This window comes from Myxococcus xanthus (genome assembly GCF_013116825.1).
Classification (GTDB): Bacteria; Myxococcota; Myxococcia; order Myxococcales; family Myxococcaceae; genus Myxococcus; species Myxococcus xanthus_B.
Genome location: NZ_JABFNS010000167.1, coordinates 1 through 16,912, shown reverse-complemented (window position 1 = coordinate 16,912; position 16,912 = coordinate 1). Strand labels below are relative to the sequence as shown.

14 protein-coding genes and 6 tRNA genes are annotated in these 16,912 nt (G+C 68.2%); 13 read left to right on the top strand and 7 right to left on the bottom strand.

Annotated features, from left to right (window positions below):
* Positions 1 to 199: 199 nt before the first annotated feature.
* The gene (locus tag HNV26_RS33145; RefSeq protein WP_171444851.1) at positions 200 to 2,164 is read right to left on the bottom strand and encodes a hypothetical protein; all 1,965 of its coding nucleotides are present in this window, start codon (positions 2,162 to 2,164) and stop codon (positions 200 to 202) included.
* 1,105 nt (positions 2,165 to 3,269) lie between these two features.
* Between HNV26_RS33145 and bla the strand changes: the two genes are divergently transcribed.
* Entirely contained in the window at positions 3,270 to 4,145 is an 876-nt protein-coding gene (bla, locus tag HNV26_RS33140; protein WP_171444852.1) for a subclass B3 metallo-beta-lactamase, read from the top strand.
* A 214-nt stretch (positions 4,146 to 4,359) separates the two neighbouring features.
* Here the strand turns inward: bla and HNV26_RS33135 are convergent, their stop codons facing one another.
* The 4 genes from HNV26_RS33135 to HNV26_RS38760 all read right to left on the bottom strand — a co-directional run bounded on the left by HNV26_RS33135 (position 4,360) and on the right by HNV26_RS38760 (position 7,620).
* Positions 4,360 to 5,838 (bottom strand): FAD-dependent monooxygenase, encoded by a 1,479-nt coding sequence (locus tag HNV26_RS33135; RefSeq protein ID WP_171444853.1) that lies wholly within the window; start codon positions 5,836 to 5,838, stop codon positions 4,360 to 4,362.
* Between the two features lie 216 nt (positions 5,839 to 6,054).
* On the bottom strand, positions 6,055 to 6,198 hold the full coding sequence (locus HNV26_RS33130) for a hypothetical protein (RefSeq protein WP_171444854.1): 144 nt from the start codon (positions 6,196 to 6,198) through the stop codon (positions 6,055 to 6,057).
* Between the two features lie 15 nt (positions 6,199 to 6,213).
* Complete coding sequence (locus HNV26_RS33125) at positions 6,214 to 6,978, bottom strand: hypothetical protein (RefSeq protein ID WP_253817281.1); 765 nt, start codon at positions 6,976 to 6,978, stop codon at positions 6,214 to 6,216.
* Between the two features lie 360 nt (positions 6,979 to 7,338).
* On the bottom strand, positions 7,339 to 7,620 hold the full coding sequence (locus HNV26_RS38760) for a hypothetical protein (RefSeq protein ID WP_253817280.1): 282 nt from the start codon (positions 7,618 to 7,620) through the stop codon (positions 7,339 to 7,341).
* Between the two features lie 403 nt (positions 7,621 to 8,023).
* On the opposite strand from HNV26_RS38760, the gene HNV26_RS33115 reads away from it, so the two are divergent.
* The 10 genes from HNV26_RS33115 (at position 8,024) to HNV26_RS33070 (ending at position 13,512) form a co-directional block, all read left to right on the top strand.
* Positions 8,024 to 8,182 carry a hypothetical protein gene (locus HNV26_RS33115; protein WP_171444856.1) on the top strand — a complete coding sequence of 53 codons (159 nt, stop codon included), beginning with the start codon at positions 8,024 to 8,026 and terminating at the stop codon, positions 8,180 to 8,182.
* A gap of 95 nt (positions 8,183 to 8,277) precedes the next feature.
* Positions 8,278 to 8,363: transfer RNA gene (locus tag HNV26_RS33110), tRNA-Tyr, on the top strand.
* Between the two features lie 44 nt (positions 8,364 to 8,407).
* A tRNA-Ile gene (locus tag HNV26_RS33105) sits at positions 8,408 to 8,478 on the top strand.
* A gap of 76 nt (positions 8,479 to 8,554) precedes the next feature.
* Positions 8,555 to 8,625: transfer RNA gene (locus tag HNV26_RS33100), tRNA-Lys, on the top strand.
* A gap of 15 nt (positions 8,626 to 8,640) precedes the next feature.
* A tRNA-Gln gene (locus tag HNV26_RS33095) sits at positions 8,641 to 8,716 on the top strand.
* A 133-nt stretch (positions 8,717 to 8,849) separates the two neighbouring features.
* Positions 8,850 to 8,920 (top strand) — tRNA-Ala (locus tag HNV26_RS33090).
* 10 nt (positions 8,921 to 8,930) lie between these two features.
* Positions 8,931 to 9,004: transfer RNA gene (locus HNV26_RS33085), tRNA-Leu, on the top strand.
* Between the two features lie 21 nt (positions 9,005 to 9,025).
* Positions 9,026 to 9,568: an HNH endonuclease gene (locus tag HNV26_RS33080; protein ID WP_090484395.1), complete on the top strand. Its 543-nt coding sequence runs from the start codon at positions 9,026 to 9,028 to the stop codon at positions 9,566 to 9,568.
* Positions 9,569 to 9,963: 395 nt separating this feature from the next.
* Entirely contained in the window at positions 9,964 to 10,572 is a 609-nt protein-coding gene (locus HNV26_RS33075; RefSeq protein ID WP_171444857.1) for a cytochrome C, read from the top strand.
* Between the two features lie 117 nt (positions 10,573 to 10,689).
* Positions 10,690 to 13,512, top strand: a complete 2,823-nt coding sequence (locus tag HNV26_RS33070; protein ID WP_171444858.1) for an AAA family ATPase — start codon at positions 10,690 to 10,692, stop codon at positions 13,510 to 13,512.
* 15 nt (positions 13,513 to 13,527) lie between these two features.
* Here HNV26_RS33070 and HNV26_RS33065 read toward each other — a convergent pair whose 3' ends face one another.
* Positions 13,528 to 14,100 (bottom strand): hypothetical protein, encoded by a 573-nt coding sequence (locus HNV26_RS33065; protein WP_171444859.1) that lies wholly within the window; start codon positions 14,098 to 14,100, stop codon positions 13,528 to 13,530.
* A gap of 212 nt (positions 14,101 to 14,312) precedes the next feature.
* Here HNV26_RS33065 and HNV26_RS33060 point away from each other — a divergent pair, with 212 nt between their 5' ends.
* Positions 14,313 to 15,527: a polysaccharide deacetylase family protein gene (locus HNV26_RS33060; protein WP_171444860.1), complete on the top strand. Its 1,215-nt coding sequence runs from the start codon at positions 14,313 to 14,315 to the stop codon at positions 15,525 to 15,527.
* 29 nt (positions 15,528 to 15,556) lie between these two features.
* Here the strand turns inward: HNV26_RS33060 and HNV26_RS33055 are convergent, their stop codons facing one another.
* Positions 15,557 to 16,456 (bottom strand): MaoC family dehydratase, encoded by a 900-nt coding sequence (locus HNV26_RS33055; RefSeq protein ID WP_171444861.1) that lies wholly within the window; start codon positions 16,454 to 16,456, stop codon positions 15,557 to 15,559.
* Between the two features lie 146 nt (positions 16,457 to 16,602).
* Here HNV26_RS33055 and HNV26_RS33050 point away from each other — a divergent pair.
* Positions 16,603 to 16,912, top strand: a 310-nt coding sequence (locus HNV26_RS33050) for a hypothetical protein (RefSeq protein WP_171452949.1), incomplete at its 3' end; no start/stop codon positions are given.

Genomic DNA, 16,912 nt, shown 5'->3' with positions numbered 1-16,912 from the left:
CACCATCCGCTTCACCATCTCCGCCTTGAATGCATCCGTGTACGACACAGCTACCTGCCTGTACTCGCCCCCGGGGTGGTCAGCTCGGCCGGTCAGCCGAGGCGACAACTTCCCTGACACAGGGGGGTCTCCCCAAGCGGGTTCGGAGCTGGCGAGAACGTCTCACGCCGCGAAGCGCCTGGGGTGTCGCCCCCCCTCATCAGAGCAGGGTGCTCTCGAGGAGCTGAAAACCCGTACCAATGCCTTGCACATTGGTCAGCCGCAGCAATACCTCGCCCGATGGGAGCTGCCAGTAGACGTCCGCGCGTGCGTAGTCGTCCGGGAGGAGGCGGGGATAGGCCATGAACTCCGTCCAGGTGCGGCCGTCCGCGCTGATGAAGACGTGGGCGGCCTCGTCCCCAGGCGCGTACACGTCCCCGCCGGTCTCTCGTGTGGTTCCCATCAGGAATCCGCCACCGCGAAGGCGAAGCACGGAGTAGCTGGGCCCGGGCAGTCGTGTCATCTCTATCATCTCGTCGTTCGTCCCCACGAGACGGATGCTGGGAAAGTCCGGTCCGTACAGGGTATCCGAACCGAAGAGCAGGCCCGGCGGAGTGATGATGCCGTCCACCGCGACGCCCCGGGGACCATCCACCACGGCGCTCCACGTAACGCCGTCGTCCACCGAGCGCAGCAAGCCTCCGCGGGCGTCGCCCATCATCGCCCACAAGACGCCCTGCTCCGCGTCCGCCACCAGCGAGTGGCAATGGCGGCGTCCGGTCAGCGTGGCACGCACCTTCCAGGTGGCGCCCCCGTCCGTGCTCGCCCAGATGCGGATGGGCGACTCGATGGCAAACACCTGGTATTCACCAAAGAAGACCGTGCCGTGCAGTTCACGGATGTTGCCTGGCTGAAGCATGCGGAACAGCCCAAGAGGCAGCACATCGCTCCAGGTAGCGCCGTTGTCCGTGGAGCGAGCGAGCGCGTGCATGCCATCATGGGCCAGGGTGTCCGCGAGCAAGGTTCCGTCCTTCAGCGACGTCATCACCTGGAAAGCAGAGCCCTGCGGGTGGCGACCGCGCAGCTGCCAGGTGCGCGCGTTGTCCGTGCTGGCCCACAGGAGCGCACGGCCCGTCTCACGCTTCACTGCGAACACGGTGCCAGCGGTGTCCACTGTGAGCACCTCATGGCTGGAGTTCGTCAGTGTCACCTTGAGGGTCATCTTTCTGAAGGGCTCCTCGGGAGGCTCGCGTCCGAGCCGCCGCGCCACCTCGGCCCCCATCCAAGCCTGGGCCCGTTCGGAGAAGCCTCCGGTGTCATTCTGCGCGTGGGGTTGGCAGCGCTCGGGATTGCTCGGGTCTCGAAGCAACACGTCGAGGTCCACGACCTGGGCCGCTGGGATCGCCGAGCGCAGCCAGTCATTCACCACGCGCCGAGCGCTCCGGGACGGCTCCCCGCTGGATGGCGAGGGGCCCTGGGGCGGGAGCGTTCCAGCATAGACATGACATCGTGAGCGCAGCCGCGATAGCAGCACATCCAGCGAGGACAGAAGCGTGGACGTATCGACGGAAGGCGCTTCGTCACCGCCCAGCAACACCAAGCAGTCCGTGACACCCGCGAGCCGCAGCGTCCCCGCGTCAAGCGCCGCGACCACCGAGGCGATGCTCTGGCCTTCCTGGCTGAGATTGAGCACCGGCTGGCCGAGAAGACGCTCGGCCACGGCGGGCCAATTCTCCCGAAAGTCGCCGGTGGGCGCGCCCTTGCCCGCAGCGAACCCACCGCCGATGAGAGCGATGGTGCGTGTCGCCTTGGCGTCCACCTCGATGCCGCCGAGCCCCACGAGTCGATTCTGGGCCTCTCCGAATCGGCCAGGCTTCCAGGAGTGGCTCCCCTCGGCCGCGTAGCTCTGGGGGAAGAGGTCCATTTGCCCCTCGGCGATTGCGCCCTCGACCTCGAAAGAGATGGCCAGTTCCTCACGGAAGCTCACGGGCAGTGCCACGGCGTCACTGTGCACGGCCTGGCGCGCGGCGATCAGGGCGTCTGGGGCGCCCTCGAAGGTGAGCGGCAAGGGGGCGGACACGAGCGCTCCATTCGCGTCCGCACGGGCCACGGTGGCCGCATGGATTCTCAGCGCGTCGTCCCCCGCGAAGAAGACGAAGCTCAGCCGCTCACCTGCGCGCGCCACAGGTATGCGGAAACGAAAGGTCGTGCGCTTCGCCACGGTTCGCGAGCCCGGCAGCGATTGCTGGAAGGCCAGGGGGAATATCTGCCGTCCGGCATCGTCCGGTGGCACTTCACCAGGAGATGGCTCTTCCGGCTCCAGAGGGTGGCCGCCATCGGAAATCGAGGGCTCGACAGGAGCAGGAGCATCGGAGGCAGGCGGCGGCGGGTCCATCCCTGGGGGCGAGTTGCATGCCACTCCGATGCAGAGCCCCCACCCAACCAGACACATCGCCCATGAATTCCATCGCAGCGTCATGATTTCCCGTTCCTCCCCGCAGACGCCCGGGAAGCTGAGCAAGGGAGGCGTCGAAAGCCAGTGCCTTGATGGGACCATGTCCGTGTCGGAGGCCAGGCAGGACGCCTATCTCGCGAGGCAATGACAAACGGGCCCTCAGAGGGAACATCACCTGTGCGGCAGTCAGCATGGCAGCAAGCCCCGGCGCACCTCGACAAACTCGACCAGGAAACAGACGCGTGGAAGCGACGGGCCAACCGTCAGCGGCTCCGAATCCGCTGGCTGTTCACTCCCTCAAAGTCTCCGGACGAGGTTCGGCTACGCCCTACCAAGAGTCCCCCGGTCATCAGCGGGCGTGGTCGAACCTCAGAGCCGTGGGCACCTGGAGGGATGGGGAAGCCCCCCAGCGGGCCTGACGGACGCGCAGCGGCACAGGCCGAGCCGTTACTGGAGGATTTCCATTGACGGGACGATCGGCCACCACGGCCCCCACGTCGACGCGTTCTCGATGCACTGCGGCACGTCACGCGGGGAGCCTTCTCCCGGCGGATGCCGCCGCACATGGAAACGCGCCGTCGGCTGCGACGCGAAGCCCATCCCAGCGCTGGAAACCTGGGATGAGCGTCAAGACACTGCGCCGCTACGTCATCGACCACGGGCGTGGCTTGCTCTACGAGGGGAAACCAAGAAGGCCAAAATCATCAACAACTCATGAAAATCAGCGCCGAGCAGGAGGGACATCAGGACGACTTTCGCTTGCTACAACGAAACGGCGAAACGCCTGTTCAGGGCCGTGCTAGCGTCTCTTCACCTTCCCACATCCTCATTCGCCATGCGTTTCCGAACAGTCACCTGCGCCCTCTCCGCCTGCCTGCTGCACTCCGCCCCCGCCGGTGGCGCGCCGCCGACGCTCCCGCAGTTGCAGGCCTATACCGTTGATGCGTCCTGGTTGAAGCCCATGCAGCCGCTGCGCATCGCCGACCACACCTGGCAGATTGGCACTGAGGAGCTAACCGCCCTGCTGGTGGAGACCAAGGACGGCGTCGTGCTGCTCGATGGTGGCATGCCACAGATGGCCGACCATCTGCTGGCCAACCTGCAGCGTCGCGGCTTCGCGCCGCAGGACCTGCGCCTGCTGCTTAGCAGTCACGCACACGCCGACCACGCAGGCCCCTTCGCCGCACTGAAGCGCCGCACCGGCGCGCGGCTCGTGGCCAGCGCGGAGTCGGCGGTTCTGCTGGCGCGCGGAGGCAGCGATGATCTGCACTTCGGCGATGACATCACCTACCCGCCAGTCATGACTGATCGCGTGGTGATGGACGGCGAGGTCGTCTCACAGGGCGGCGTCGACTTCACCGCGCATTTCATGCCGGGGCATACCCCGGGCAGCATCGCCTGGACGTGGAATGATACTCGCGATGGCAAGCCGGTACGCATTGCCTACGCCGACAGCCTCAGCGCCCCCGGTTATCAACTGCTGGCCAACCCGCGTTATCCGAACATCATCAGCGACTACCGGCGCAGCTTCGCCACCGTGCGCGCCCTGCCTTGCGATGTGCTACTGACACCGCATCCGGGCTCCAGTGGCTGGGAATATGCAGCCAGAGACGCGGCCGGCGCCAAGGTGATGAGCTGCAAGGCCTACGCGGATGCTGCCGAGCGCGGGTTCAACACGCAACTGGCCGAAGAGCGCCGCAAGGCCCGTTGAATCACGCGCGGGCGGCTTCCGGCAGAAGCTCGCTTCGCTGGCGACGTACGCATTCCTGGTGCGATGAGTTTCCGACTGGGTCGGTCTGACGGAATTCCTCATGATTCCGCGTCCTCTGCCCCGGGAGGTCTTCCGGCACAGGACTCCAGAGCCAATGCGCCTCCTGGGACTATCGGCGCCCTCTCCGTGTCTCCCAGGAGGCAAGCGAAACACGCTACGTCGCGCGCGGCGGCCCGAACCATCGGGTCAGGGCCTCACGCAGCCCCTGGTCCGTGCCCTCCCCGACCCACGCAGCGTGTCCGTCCGGTCGAATCAGCACCGCAACGGGCGCCGTGACCGCGCCGAGCGCCGGGAGCTCCCACTCCCCCGTATAGCGAGCAACGACGCTCCGAACCCGGTCGCCCCAGGGCGTGATGTCGAGCGTGCCGGGCTCGCCCAGGTTGAGCAGCACCGGCCGCGCGTCGTGCAACAGGTGGAACACGCGCCGAGGGCCGTCGGCGGTGACCAGGTCCAGGTCCGGCATGCGGCGCCCGAGCAGCGGGTGTCCGTTGCCCAGGTCGTAGTGGACGTCCAGCCCCGACATCATCGCCGCGTACTGCTTGCGTGGCCCGTCCATCCGCAGCAACTCAGCCAGCGTCTCGCGCACGGCGTCCATCCGCGCATCACCGCGGCTCAACGCGGTCTGCGCCATGGTCTTCCGCAGCGCACGGGCCGCGACGGGGTGCCGCTCGGCCTGGTACGTGTCGAGCAGGCTCTCCGGTGAGATGCCACGCACGACCTGGGCCAGCTTCCACCCCAGGTTCACGGCATCCTGCACACCGAGGTTGAGCCCCTGTCCGCCCATCGGCGAGTGCACGTGGGCCGCGTCGCCGGCCAGGAGCACCCGCCGGTCCCGGTAGGACGCTGCCTGCCGCGTCATGTCGGTGAACCTCGAGAGGTGCGTGGCGCCGCGCAGGCCGTAGTCCGTCCCGTAGAGCGCGACGAGCCCCTCGCGCAGCGCCTCGAGGGTCGGCGCGTCGCCCGTGCCAACCCGCTCCTCTCTCAACACGACGCCCACGCGTCCGTCCTCCAGCTTGCCCATGGCGTAGGTGCCCTTCTCGTCCCGGCGAATGCCGAACGCCGGCGCCCCGGTCATTTCGACCTCGGCGATGAGGTAGCTGATCGACGCGTCCCACCCCGGGAACTCGATGCCTGCCACCTTCCGGACGAGGCTGCGCCCCCCATCGCACCCGACGAGGTACTTCGCCCGCAACGCACGGCCGTCGGACAGCTCGACGTCGATGCCGGTGTCGTCCTGCGCGAAGCCCGTCACCTCGCACCCACGGTAGATGGGCACCGCCAGCTCACCCACCCACTCCGCCAGGATGCGCTCGAAGCGCTCCTGCAAGAGCGCGAGCCCATGGTTGTGACGCGTCGGGAAGTCGCTGAGGTCCAGATGCGCCTGCCCGAACGCGACATTCTGGACCGCTTGCCCTTGCGAGGTGAAGCGCTCGACGACCCCGCGCTGATCGAGCACCTCCAGGCTGCGCGCGTGCAGGCCGCGCGCTCGAGAGCCGGCGACCTCCTGACTGGCGCGCCGCTCGACGATGGCAACGTCCACCTGCGCCAACGCCAGCTCCGCCGCCAGCATCAGCCCGGTCGGCCCCCCGCCGGCAATCACCACTGCGTGCTGTGTCACCCCGTCCGCGTGCATTTCTCGGCCCTCCCGCGCCTGGATTGAAACGGGCGATGGTGGAGCACGACCGGGGGGGCTTGCGGCAATACCCGGGGTCTGGCATCTGCTGGCAGTGGAGAGAGCGGAGAGGACTGTCATGGCCACTCCAACGGCCCGTGGCGGCCCCGGAAAGCGCGGACGCCTGGCCCCGCGCGTGGCAAGGCCAGACGTGCTCTCACCTCTCGGCCGTGCGCCCTACTCCTTCTGCTCGAGCAGGAAGCAGATGCAGCCCTCGGCGAGCGCGCGGGCATCGTCGCCGGGCACGACGCACGACACGCCGCCGGAGTGCTGGAAGGCCTCCCCCAGCCCCCGAGCCAGTCCTGCTGACGCTCGGACCAATCGGGAGCGCCTCTGTCACGGCTCGACGATGAACGTGGTGTGGTCCACTCCGGTGTTGCCGGTGATGGGGTCGTATGCAGTCACGGTGACTTCGTAGATACCCTGCTGCTGAACGGACAGCGCTGCCTCGAAGGTGCTGGTCTTCCCGGCGTACTTCAGGGGGAGCTGGGTGAGCGGCTTCCCATTGTGCTTCACCGTGGCCTGCAGCTCATACCGGTTGGAGTCCCAGAGCCCCTTCGGCTCGGTAGGGCAGCCACACATGAGCGTGAGGTTGGCGCGAAGCGGAAGGGTGAGCTTCTTGTCGGCCGGGAGCTTGAAGAACTCGTGAGCTGACGGGGTCACCACATTCATCACGAAGCCGGGCAGCTCCAGGATGAGGCCATCGCCCTCGAGGTGCTTGCCGGGCAGCATCCAGAGCTGCGTCGTGCTGGTGGCGAGTGCCTGCCGCTGCGCGAGGGGCCCGGACACCTCCACCGTCACCAGCCGCGGCTCGGTGAGGTCCAGGGTGGCCGTGAACTTCGCGGATGACTCATCCGCGAGCGGCGCACCCCGCACATGTGGCTGCTTCATCAGCGTCTGGGTGTTGCCTGTCGAACCGGCGGTGACGCCGCTGACCAGCACCTGGCCGGACTGCGCATCCCGGAGCACCACCCGCACGCCTCCCATGGACGTCCCGACGAACTTGCCGTCCCGAGCAAGAGCCCTTACGACCAGTCGTGTCTCGGCTGCCAGGGCCGTCGTGGAGAACAACAGCAGGGTCCAGAGAATGAGGCTTCGCATGACTCGCTCCGTGTCGGAAGGTCTTGAGCGGAGCCGCATAACACGGCGAGCGCGCGAGAGTCGCAGGCCCTGGTGGAGCAACGCATCCAGGCGACACTGACGGTGGAGCCTCGAGAGTGAGGAGTCGCCCGCTCAGCGCTGATTCCCCCGCGAATGTCCTTCCCAGCGTCCACGTCCGCCCGCGCGACGGCGCGGCGGAGTCGACGAAGGAGCGCACGCCGGGATTGGATTCAGCGGGGCTGCGGGGAAGGACCTTCTCGGACAGCGTCACCGAGAAGCGCCCCTCCTTCCAGCTCGCCCCTCTTCACCGACTCCACACGACTCGGGACGTGACCGGCACGAGGGCCGTCAGCGCGGAGTCTAGGGCTCCTGGCTTGTCAGGGGCGGGCTGACACCCTCGATGCGCGTATGGCCGTCCTTTCCGACCTCCAATCGGACTTGCGTCTTGCCAGCCGCGTCGCGGATCTCCACGGTCGCGACGCCGCTCTCGTTGACACCGAGGGTGATGCGCTCTTGGGGGGAGCTCCCATCGTTCGAGCGAAGTTGAATCGAGGGCCTCCCGTGGATGGTTGAGACACACACGGCCTCATAACCCTCCGCGCTGTCGAAGCACAGTCCGTGGAAGCCTCGCTCGTCCAGCATTCCAATCCCTCCCATTTCCTGGCCCGACGGGCCCAGGAACTGAAGTCCATAACCAGGCGCGGCACGGGGCCCCGGGAGGGGGGCCCCAATGCGGACACGCGTCTGTCCTTGCGCGTCCACAATGTTCAGTTCTCGAAGGTTCATTGAGGTCGGCGGCGCCTGCTCCGTGCACGAGGCGAGCGCACCCGCCAACAAGACGACACTGCCGGCCCACGAGGATTTGCCAAATGCACCACGCATGGAGGGCGACCTTTCTGGTTGAGAACCGACAATGGGGTTCTGCATCGGCAGCATGAAGGCGCACTGGGCGATATCGCAAGCACCAGGCGACACTCTGTGCCATCGAGCCTTGTCAGGAACGAAAATCACCGGACGTAGGGTCTCCTCGAAAGGAGCGGCGACCATGACGACGTTGACGATGCAGACGAGCCCGATGAAGCGCAGCTATCGCAACAACCTCTGGTCCCAGCTCGACGCCGCCTCCTGCTCCCTTGCGAGCTTCGATTCGAAGTGCATCGTGGGATTTGACCTGATTGGCGGCCATCCGCCCGTACCCTGCTGAAGCTCGCGCTCCGTCACCGGCGCGCCAAGCCACGCAGAGGCCGGGCTCCCATCCAGGGGACCCGGCCTCTCGGCTTTCAGGGCCCCCGCTCCTCCGGGGACGTAGAGCGTTAGGGGAGACGCGCGGGCCTGTAGAGCCCGAGCCCGACAGGGCCCGCTGGGTTCAACTCCCAGCGTCCCCATGCAGCACGAGCGTGGCCCGCCACGCCCAGTCGCACACACCTCACGGGGTATCGCTCAAGGGTAGGGCACTCGTCTGATACGCGAGAAATCTCGGTTCGAGTCCGAGTACCCCGACAGACAGGCTATCTGACAACTGAATCGTCGTGGTGAATGCACGCCGTCTGCTCGTTCCTGGGGCGGCACACAACACACCTCCGTAGCTCATTGGTAGAGCATCTGCCTCTTAAGCGGACGGCGAGGGTTCGAATCCCTCCGGAGGTATCTGAAGCAGCACATACCGGAGTCGTCTAACCAGCAAGGATGGCGGACTCTGACTCCGCAGGTGCAGGTGCAAAGCCTGCCTCCGGTTCCACCCTTCCACCCCTCGGAGCGTTTGCGCTCTCCTTGGGGAGCAGTTCGTCATAGGCCGCGCTTTGGGAGCAGCTTGGACTCCAAATCCGCGCATGCAGGGTTCGATTCCCTGGCGGCCTGCTTTCGCAGCACATGGGTACGTAGCTCAAGGGGAGAGCACTCGGCTTGCACCCGAGGGATCCGGGTTCGAATCCCGGCGAATCCACTTCACCCACGCCGGAGTAGCCCAATTGGCAGAGGCACCAGGTCGAGAGCCTGGATCGTGCGGGTTCGAATCCCGCTTCCGGCATAACCCACGAGGCATCGTGTCATGGAGACGCTGGTCCTGAGTCAGTCTTTCGAACCTGTCGCACGTGTTCCCTGGCAACGCGCGGTGATGCTCATCTTCCAGGGCAAGGTCGAGGTGGTCGAGGAGTACGAGGACCGCGTCGTGCGCTCGGTGACGGTGGAGATTCGCATGCCCTCCGTCATCCGCTTCATCCGAGGCCTGCGCCGGCGGCCCAAGGGCGTGAAGTTCAGCCGGGAGAACGTCTACCTGCGGGACCACTGCCGCTGCCAGTACTGCGGCATCAAGGTGACGCGCCCGGAGGCCACGTATGACCACGTCCTGCCGCGCGCACAGGGTGGCAAGACGAGCTGGGAGAACATCGTCATCGCGTGCGTGCCCTGCAATCAGAAGAAGGGCAACCGGACGCCGGAGCAGGCCCGCATGGCCCTGCGCACGGCGCCCATGAAGCCGAAGAAGGTGCCCGAGGCGATGCACCTGACGTTCCTGTTCGAGAAGGGCATGCCCATGTCCTGGGCGAAGTTCCTCAGGGACGTCGCCTACTGGCACGTGGAATTGCAGGAGTAAGGCCGTGGGGGAAAGGGGAGCCACCCGAGGTGGCTTCCGCCTCCTGAGTGTTCCGCCCTGGCGGTGGATGCACTCGGAGGTCCGGGAGTCCGCCAGAGGCGGCTCCCACCCCGACAGCCGCCCCGCGCGCCAGCAGGCGGGTTGTCGCTGCTGGCGGTTTTTCTGGAAGCTGAACTGGCGATGGCGCCAGGCCCCGCTGCTAACGGGTGCGAGCCGCTCTTCGGCCCGAGGTTCGAGTCCTCCGGCTTCCGCTCTGCATGCCCCGCCCGTCCTCGGGCCCCACGGGACTGTACGCAGCATGACGTGACGCGACACCGGCACGCAGCATGGCCGCGCCCGCCGGCGACCCTACGCTCCCGCCACCGGGGCCACGGGCCAAACAAGGGGACGGACACATGAGGCATGCGCGGATGGGGCAGTGGGTGACGGCGGGCTGGATCCTCCTGGGCGTCGCGGGAGGTGTCGGCGTTGGCTGCGGGTCGGATGACTCCGCCCAGAAGGAGCCTCCCGGAGGAGGGCAGGCCCAGATTCCCGTAGGCGCCGAGGACCAGGAGCGCATCGACATCGGGCTTCGAATCTCCCCCGTGATGTTGAAGCTGGAAGGCCTGGACCGGAACCTGGTGGGATTGGGGAGCTACATCCTCAATGCCCAGGCCGGCTGTAGCGACTGTCACACCCAGCCGGGCTATCTCCCCGGAGGCGACCCGTTTCAGGGCGAACCCGAGCAGATCAACACCACGAACTTCCTCGCGGGAGGAAAGCCGTTCGGTCCAGGCCTCGTCTCCTCCAACCTCACCCCGGATGCGCAGGGACTGCCAGGCGGCATGACCTTCGAGGCGTTCCTGGCGTTGATGCGGACAGGCCGTGAACACGGCGCCATCATCCCGGTGATGCCCTGGCCCATCTACGCGAAGATGCGCGACCAGGACCTGAAGGCCGTCTACGAATATCTCCGGGCCATCCCCCCGGCCCAGCCAGGAATGGCCCCGCCGCCAGCCCCTTGAGCGGGGCCGTCACGGCCGCGTCCCCGTCGGGGCACGCATTTGTCCGGGATTGCGCGCTCACCCCCGCTGTTCAAGGGGGTTAGAGTGCGCTCCCGGCGAGGGGGCGGCAGACGAGACATGGCGACGAGGAAAAGCGAGGACCAGGAGCGGCTCATCGACCGCGACCTCACCGCGCTGGCGCGGGAGGGAAAGCTACCGGCCGCACACGGTGTGGACGCCGCTGTGACGGAGGTGCTGGGCCTGCTCACGCGGGGCGGCAAGCATCCCCTGCTGGCTGGCGAGCCCGGCGTGGGAAAGAGCGCCCTGGTGCAGGAGGTGGCCCGGCGCATCGCCGAAGGCCGCGTGGACGCGGAGCTGGCGAATGCACGGGTGGTGGAGGTGTCCGTCGCCAACATCCTGGCGCGCAGCACCCAGCGCCAGGCGGCGGAGAGCTTCGAGGAGCTGCTGGCCTACCTCTCCCGGCACCCCCGCCCCATCGTCTACATCCGGGACCTGCCCGCGGCCCTCGGCGGCCCACTGGCGCCCGTCGCCGTGCGCGGACTGCGCACAGGCGGCCTGCGCTTCATCTTCGAGACAGAGCCCAAGCGCGTGCAGGAGCTGCTTCGCTCCGACGAGGCGCTGGCCGAGCGGCTCCACCTGCTGCCCCTGCATGAGCCTCCGACGGAGAAGGCCCGCTGGGTGTTGGGCCGCGTGGCGGAGGAGCTGGAGCGCGAGCTGCGACTCCCCATCGACCCGGCGGCGTGCGACCTGGCGCTGCGCCTGTCGTCCAAGTTCCTGCTCGCGCAGCGCATGCCGCGCAAGGCCATCGAGCTGCTGAAGGAGACAGCCGCGGAGGCGGCGAGCGCGGCCAAGGACCATGTGGGCCCCGAGGACGTACTCACCCGCTTCTGCGCGGCCACGCGGTTGCCTCGCTTCGTCGTCGACGACGCGATGCCGTTGGACCTCGATGAGACAGAGCGCTTCTTCGGCGAGCGGCTGCTGGGACAGACGGACGCAGTGAGCGCGGTATTGCGCTCGGTGGCGCTGCTCAAGGCCGGCCTCAACGATCCGCGCCGCCCCCTGGGCGTGTTCCTCTTCGCGGGCCCCACGGGCGTGGGAAAGACGCAGCTCGCCAAGCTGCTGGCGGAGTACCTGTTCGGCTCGGCGGACAGGCTGGTGCGCCTCAACATGGCGGACTACCCCAACGACGGTGACGAGAGCGTCCCCTTCGGCGCCACCTGGGCCCCGGCACTGGAGACACGGCGAGGAGAGCTGAGCGCGCTGCTGGACGGCAAGGTGTTCACCGTGCTGCTGCTCGACGAGTTCGAGAAGGCGGCGCGCAGCGTCCACGACCGCTTCCTCCAGCTCTTCGACGAGGGCACCTTCGTCAACGGGGCCGGCGAGACGGTGTCGTGCAACAACACGCTCATCGTCGCCACGTCCAACGTGGGCGCGGAGGTGTATCGCGAGTCCGGCATGGGCTTCACGGGCGCGCGCCGCGCGGAGGAGATGGTCCCCGAGGTGGACCGGCGCATCGGAGAGGCGTTCCGTCCGGAGTTCCTCAACCGCTTCGACGCCATCTGCCACTTCCGCCCCCTGTCCAAGGTGGACATCCGGAAGATTGCCCAGCGCGAGGTCGGCCGCGTGCTGGAGCGCGAGGGCATCCGCGCGCGCGCCCTGGACGTGGAAGTGACGCCCGCGGTGGTGGACCTGCTCGTGGAGCGGGGTTACTCGCCGCAGTTCGGCGCGCGCTACCTGCAGCGTGAAATCGAGAAGACGCTCACCGCGGCGCTGGCCGTGGAGATTGCGCGCAGGCCGCTGCCTCCAGGCACGCCCGTCCGCGTCGAGGCCCGCCTGGGCGGCCGCGTCACCGCCGTGGCGGAGCCCGCCGCGCCGCCGCCCTCCCCCACCGCGCAGTTGCTGCTGCCATCCGCTCGCGCGGCGCCGGTAAAGCGGCGGCTGGACCGCAAGTCACTCCTGTTCGAGATGGACCGCCTGGTGGGCAAGGCGCGCGCCCTGGCGGACTCCGCCGGCCGGCCGCAACTGGAGGAGCGCCGCGCGGAGCTGCTGGCGGAGACGCAGGCGCCCAACCTCTGGGACGACCCCACGCGTGCCGCCGAGGTCATCCGCGCCTTCCGCACCGTGGAGGCTCAACTCAATGAGCTGGAGCGGCTGGAGGCCGCGGGCCTGTTCGCGCGTCGGCTGGTACGGGAGGCGAAGAACGAGGTGCAGCTCGGCTCCGCGGCGCGACAGGTGGAGGACGTGGCGCGCGAGGTCCAGATGGCGGAGGCCCTGCACGCCTCCGGGGCCACCACCCAGGACACCGAGGCGCTGGTGGACATCTGCGCCAGTGACTCAGCGGAGGCCCAGGCGACCTGGGTGCAGGAGCTGGCCACCATGTACCTGGGCTGGGCCCAGCGGCGCGGCTACGAGGCGGTCGCGGTCGCCGAGGCGGAGGAGCCCTCGCGCGTCGTCGTGCGAATCGCCGGCCCGGGTGCCTATGGCTTCCTCGCGGGCGAAGCGGGCATGCACCGGCGGCTGGAGGACGAGAAGCGCCAGCGCGCCTACGTGCGCGTCCACCGCGGCGGCTCGCTCTCAGAGGAGGAGCTGGCCTACCTGGAGGTCCAGGGCCGCCCCATGAAGAGCCACGAGGGCTCCTACCTCCAGCGCGTCCGCACCGAGGTGACGGTGAAGGACGAGTCCTCCGGACGCGTGCTCACGCTCACGGGCGCCACGGAGCTCGACGAACTGAAGGACATCGCCGCGCGTGTCGTCTACGGCCAGGGCAGCAACACAGACGAGGCACGGCGTTACTACCTGGGACGAGGCGCCCGGGTGGAGGACCCGCGCACTGGCGCCGGCACCCCGCGCGTGAAGGACGTCCTGCGCGGCGAGCTGGACGTCTTCATCGCCGCGTGGATTACACGGCCCCCCACCGAGCCCCAAGCACCCGGCAGCTGAGCGGGGCGCGAGGCGTCAGCGGGACATGTCCACGACTCGGAGCGTCGAAAGGCTCTCCGAGGCCGAGGCCATCGTCTGGCCGAGCTTGCGGGCGCTCTCGGGGAAGGGGCCCCGTGCCAGCTCCCGCCCCGACGGGCTCAGCACCTTGGCGACGACCTGGCCAAACCCCTTCTTCAGCCCCATGGCCTGGTGCGGCTCGCCCTTGGCATCCGCCACCATGAAGAGCGACGACTCCAGTTCGGGAGGCGGCGCCTCGCCGTGCTGACGGAAGATGTTCCGCATGTGCTCGATGGACTCGCGGTGGCTCTTCTTGATTTCGCCCCGCGCCATGCCCTTGAAGAGGCCAGGGACGTCCCGCAGGTCCACGTGAATCAGGACGATGGGCCGCTCCTCGCGCAAGTCATAGATGAACGAGTAGGCGTGCTGGCGCAGCTCGTCTCGGGAGCCCCGGTTGGCGTACAGCACCAGGGTGGGCCGCCCCTTGCCGACGGGGACCTCACGGCCGAATACGTCCTTCAGCTCGGCGGCCTGCGAGGGAATCGCTCCCAACAGGGCCAACAGACATGCGAGCGCGGCGACTTTCTTCATGCAGCGAGTTCCTTTTCCAAGGGCCTACGGTGGCCCAGACGAACACGGGGCACCCCTATTCGAATCCCTGCTCCCGCCCTGGTGCCGGCGTGACGCACCTGCCAGGTCCACGCCGCCTGCCCGGGGGCCCGGCCGGTTGCCCGGCGTCCGTTCCGTCTGGTATCGAATACATCATGCCGCACGAGGCTGACTCGCCGCGGTGGGGGAAGACCATGTCCAGAGTGCACGAGGTGTTTCGAAGGTTCGTCTCGCTGCTCCTCCTGTCGCTGGCGCCGCCCGCGTTCGCCTCGGCGCCCTTCACCGAGGGGATGGTCACCATCACCCTGGACGACGGCTGGGCCACGCAGTTCTCGCTGGCCCGCCCCGAACTCAACGCGCGGAGCATCCCCGCCACCTACGGTCTCGTCACCCTGGCCATCCACGAAGGCTGGGGCGGCTACATGTCGCTGGCGCAAGCCCAGACGCTCGTCACCGAGGGCAATGACATCGCCAGCCACACGCTGACCCACCCGGACCTGACGTCGCTGTCCCCGACGCAGCTCGCAGCCGAGCTCCAGGACTCTCGCGCCTGGCTGGAGAGCGCGCTGGGCCTGCCCGCCGTCCCCAATCTCGTGGTGCCGTATGGCCTGCAGAACGGCCCGGTGCTCGGCGCCATCCGCCAGCACTACGCCAGCAGCCGCACGGTGAACGCGGGCCGCAACTTCCGCGACACCATCGTCTACGAGCTCCGCGCCAACGACGTGGCCCGCACCGTTCCGGTCAGCACCGTCCAGGGCTGGGTGGACCAGGCCATCGCGGAGAAGAGCTGGCTCATCCTCGTCTTCCACGAGTTCGTCAACGGCACGCCGACCCGTGACACCCAATACGAGACGTCCCACTTCGCGGACATCCTCGACTACGTGCAGACGCGCGGCGTGCGCACCGTGACGCTCGCCGAAGGACTGGCCCTGACGGAGGGGCGCACCGAACCCGACCTGACCGCGGGCCTGCTCGTCTACACCGACGCGCTCCAGAACGGCTTCGCCAACTGGAGCTGGGCGGACCACTCGCTCGACGAGACGGGGGTGGTCCATGCGGGCTCGGCCGCCATCCGCTTCGAGCCAGACACGTGGAATGGCCTGCTCTTCCACCACCATGGGCTGGACCTGGCGCAGTATCAATCCATCCGCTTCTGGGTCCACGGCGGTACCGCGGGCGGACAGGCGGTGCGGCTGGTGCTCCACGATGGCACGCAGATGCTTGGCACCACCCGCCTGGACACCGCGCTGGGGGCGCCCATCGCTCCGGGAGTCTGGCAACAGGTGACGATTCCCCTCTCCAGCATCGGGGCCACCACGGGCACGCTGCGGGACATCTACTTCCAGGACGACTCCGGCACGGACCAGCCGGCGCTGTACCTGGATGACGTGGTGCTCCTGCCGCAGTGACGTCCTCGCTCCCCCCGGCGGGTGCATCGTCACAGTGCCGGCGACGCGCCCGGTGACAGGCGGCCCAGCAAGTGGGGCTGGCCGTCCTCCGCCATCACCCGGTAGGCAACGGCGCCCTCTGGCTGCGGGGCGGTCTGGAAGATGACCCGGGAGGGCAGCAGGAGCGGTCGGCGGAACTCCGAGGACAGCGTGAGCGCGGGGGCCTCGGCGGCCTCGCCCATCTCCGCCACGCAGCGGCCCACGGTCCACATGCCATGAACGATGGCGCGGGGAAAACCGAAGGGGCGCGCCGTGAAGCCATACAGATGGATGGGGTTGTAGTCGCCCGAGGCCCGGGCATAGCGGCGGCCCGCGTTCTCCGGGACGGACCAGTTGGCCGGACGACTGTTGGCGAAGACCTGCGCCTCGTCGGTGGAGAGGGGACGCCCCGCCTCACGCGGCCGCTCCCCCATTCCAGGCAGGCGGCGGAGCATGGTGGTGACGGCGCTCCACACCTGCGCGCCGTCCGACTCCACCACGGTGTGCAAATCCAGCTCGCGCCCCTGCCGCGCCTCACGCTGGCCTTCGACCCAGGCATGGACGGAGAGCCGGGCCCCAGCGGGCAGGCGGTGCTGCTGCTGGATGTGATTGCGCACGTGCACCATGCCCAGCAACCGGTAGGGGAACGCCGGATGGTTGAGCAGCGTGAGGTGCAGCGACGTCGCGAGCACCTGAGGGAACGGCAGCGGCAGATAGCCATCCTCGGGAAACCCACACACCTCCCGGTAGCGAGCCAGCTGTCTGGCGTCCGGGCTGAAGCCTTTCACCCGCACATCCAGGCGGGGCACCTCTCCGGGCCGCGAGGGCCGGCGTGCCACGGCGGCACGCAGCAATTCCCTGGCGAGCAGCGGAGGCTGGGAGAGTTCGAGCGAGGGCGGAGTGTGGGACACGTTGGGACTCCAGGATGACGCAGCCGGACGTACCGCATGGCAGCACGCGCGGCCCCCGGCGTGAAGCAGAGAGTCCAAGAAAGGACCGCTTCGTATGTAAAGCCCCTCTTTCTCGGGGACACGGAGCGTGGGAGAACGTTGTCTCCGTGTCCTGCTTTGACGAAATCACCGCGCGGGCGCTCGCCGCTGGACAGCTTCGTGCTTCGGAATCCAATCCATTGCGCAGACATGCGGAGGGTTGCCGCAAATGCGCCCAGTTGCTGGCGCGGGTGACGCCGCCTGGCGCGGCGGCCCAGCGCACCGCCGTCGCGCAGGAAATCTCGACGGACACATCCACCCTGACGGCGGGTCGCGGTGATGAGGACACGCTTCCCACCGAGCCCATCCGGCTGGAGAGCCGGCCCATGGCCCGTGCGCCATCACCGTCGTCGCCGTCGGGCTCCAAGCCTTCCGAAC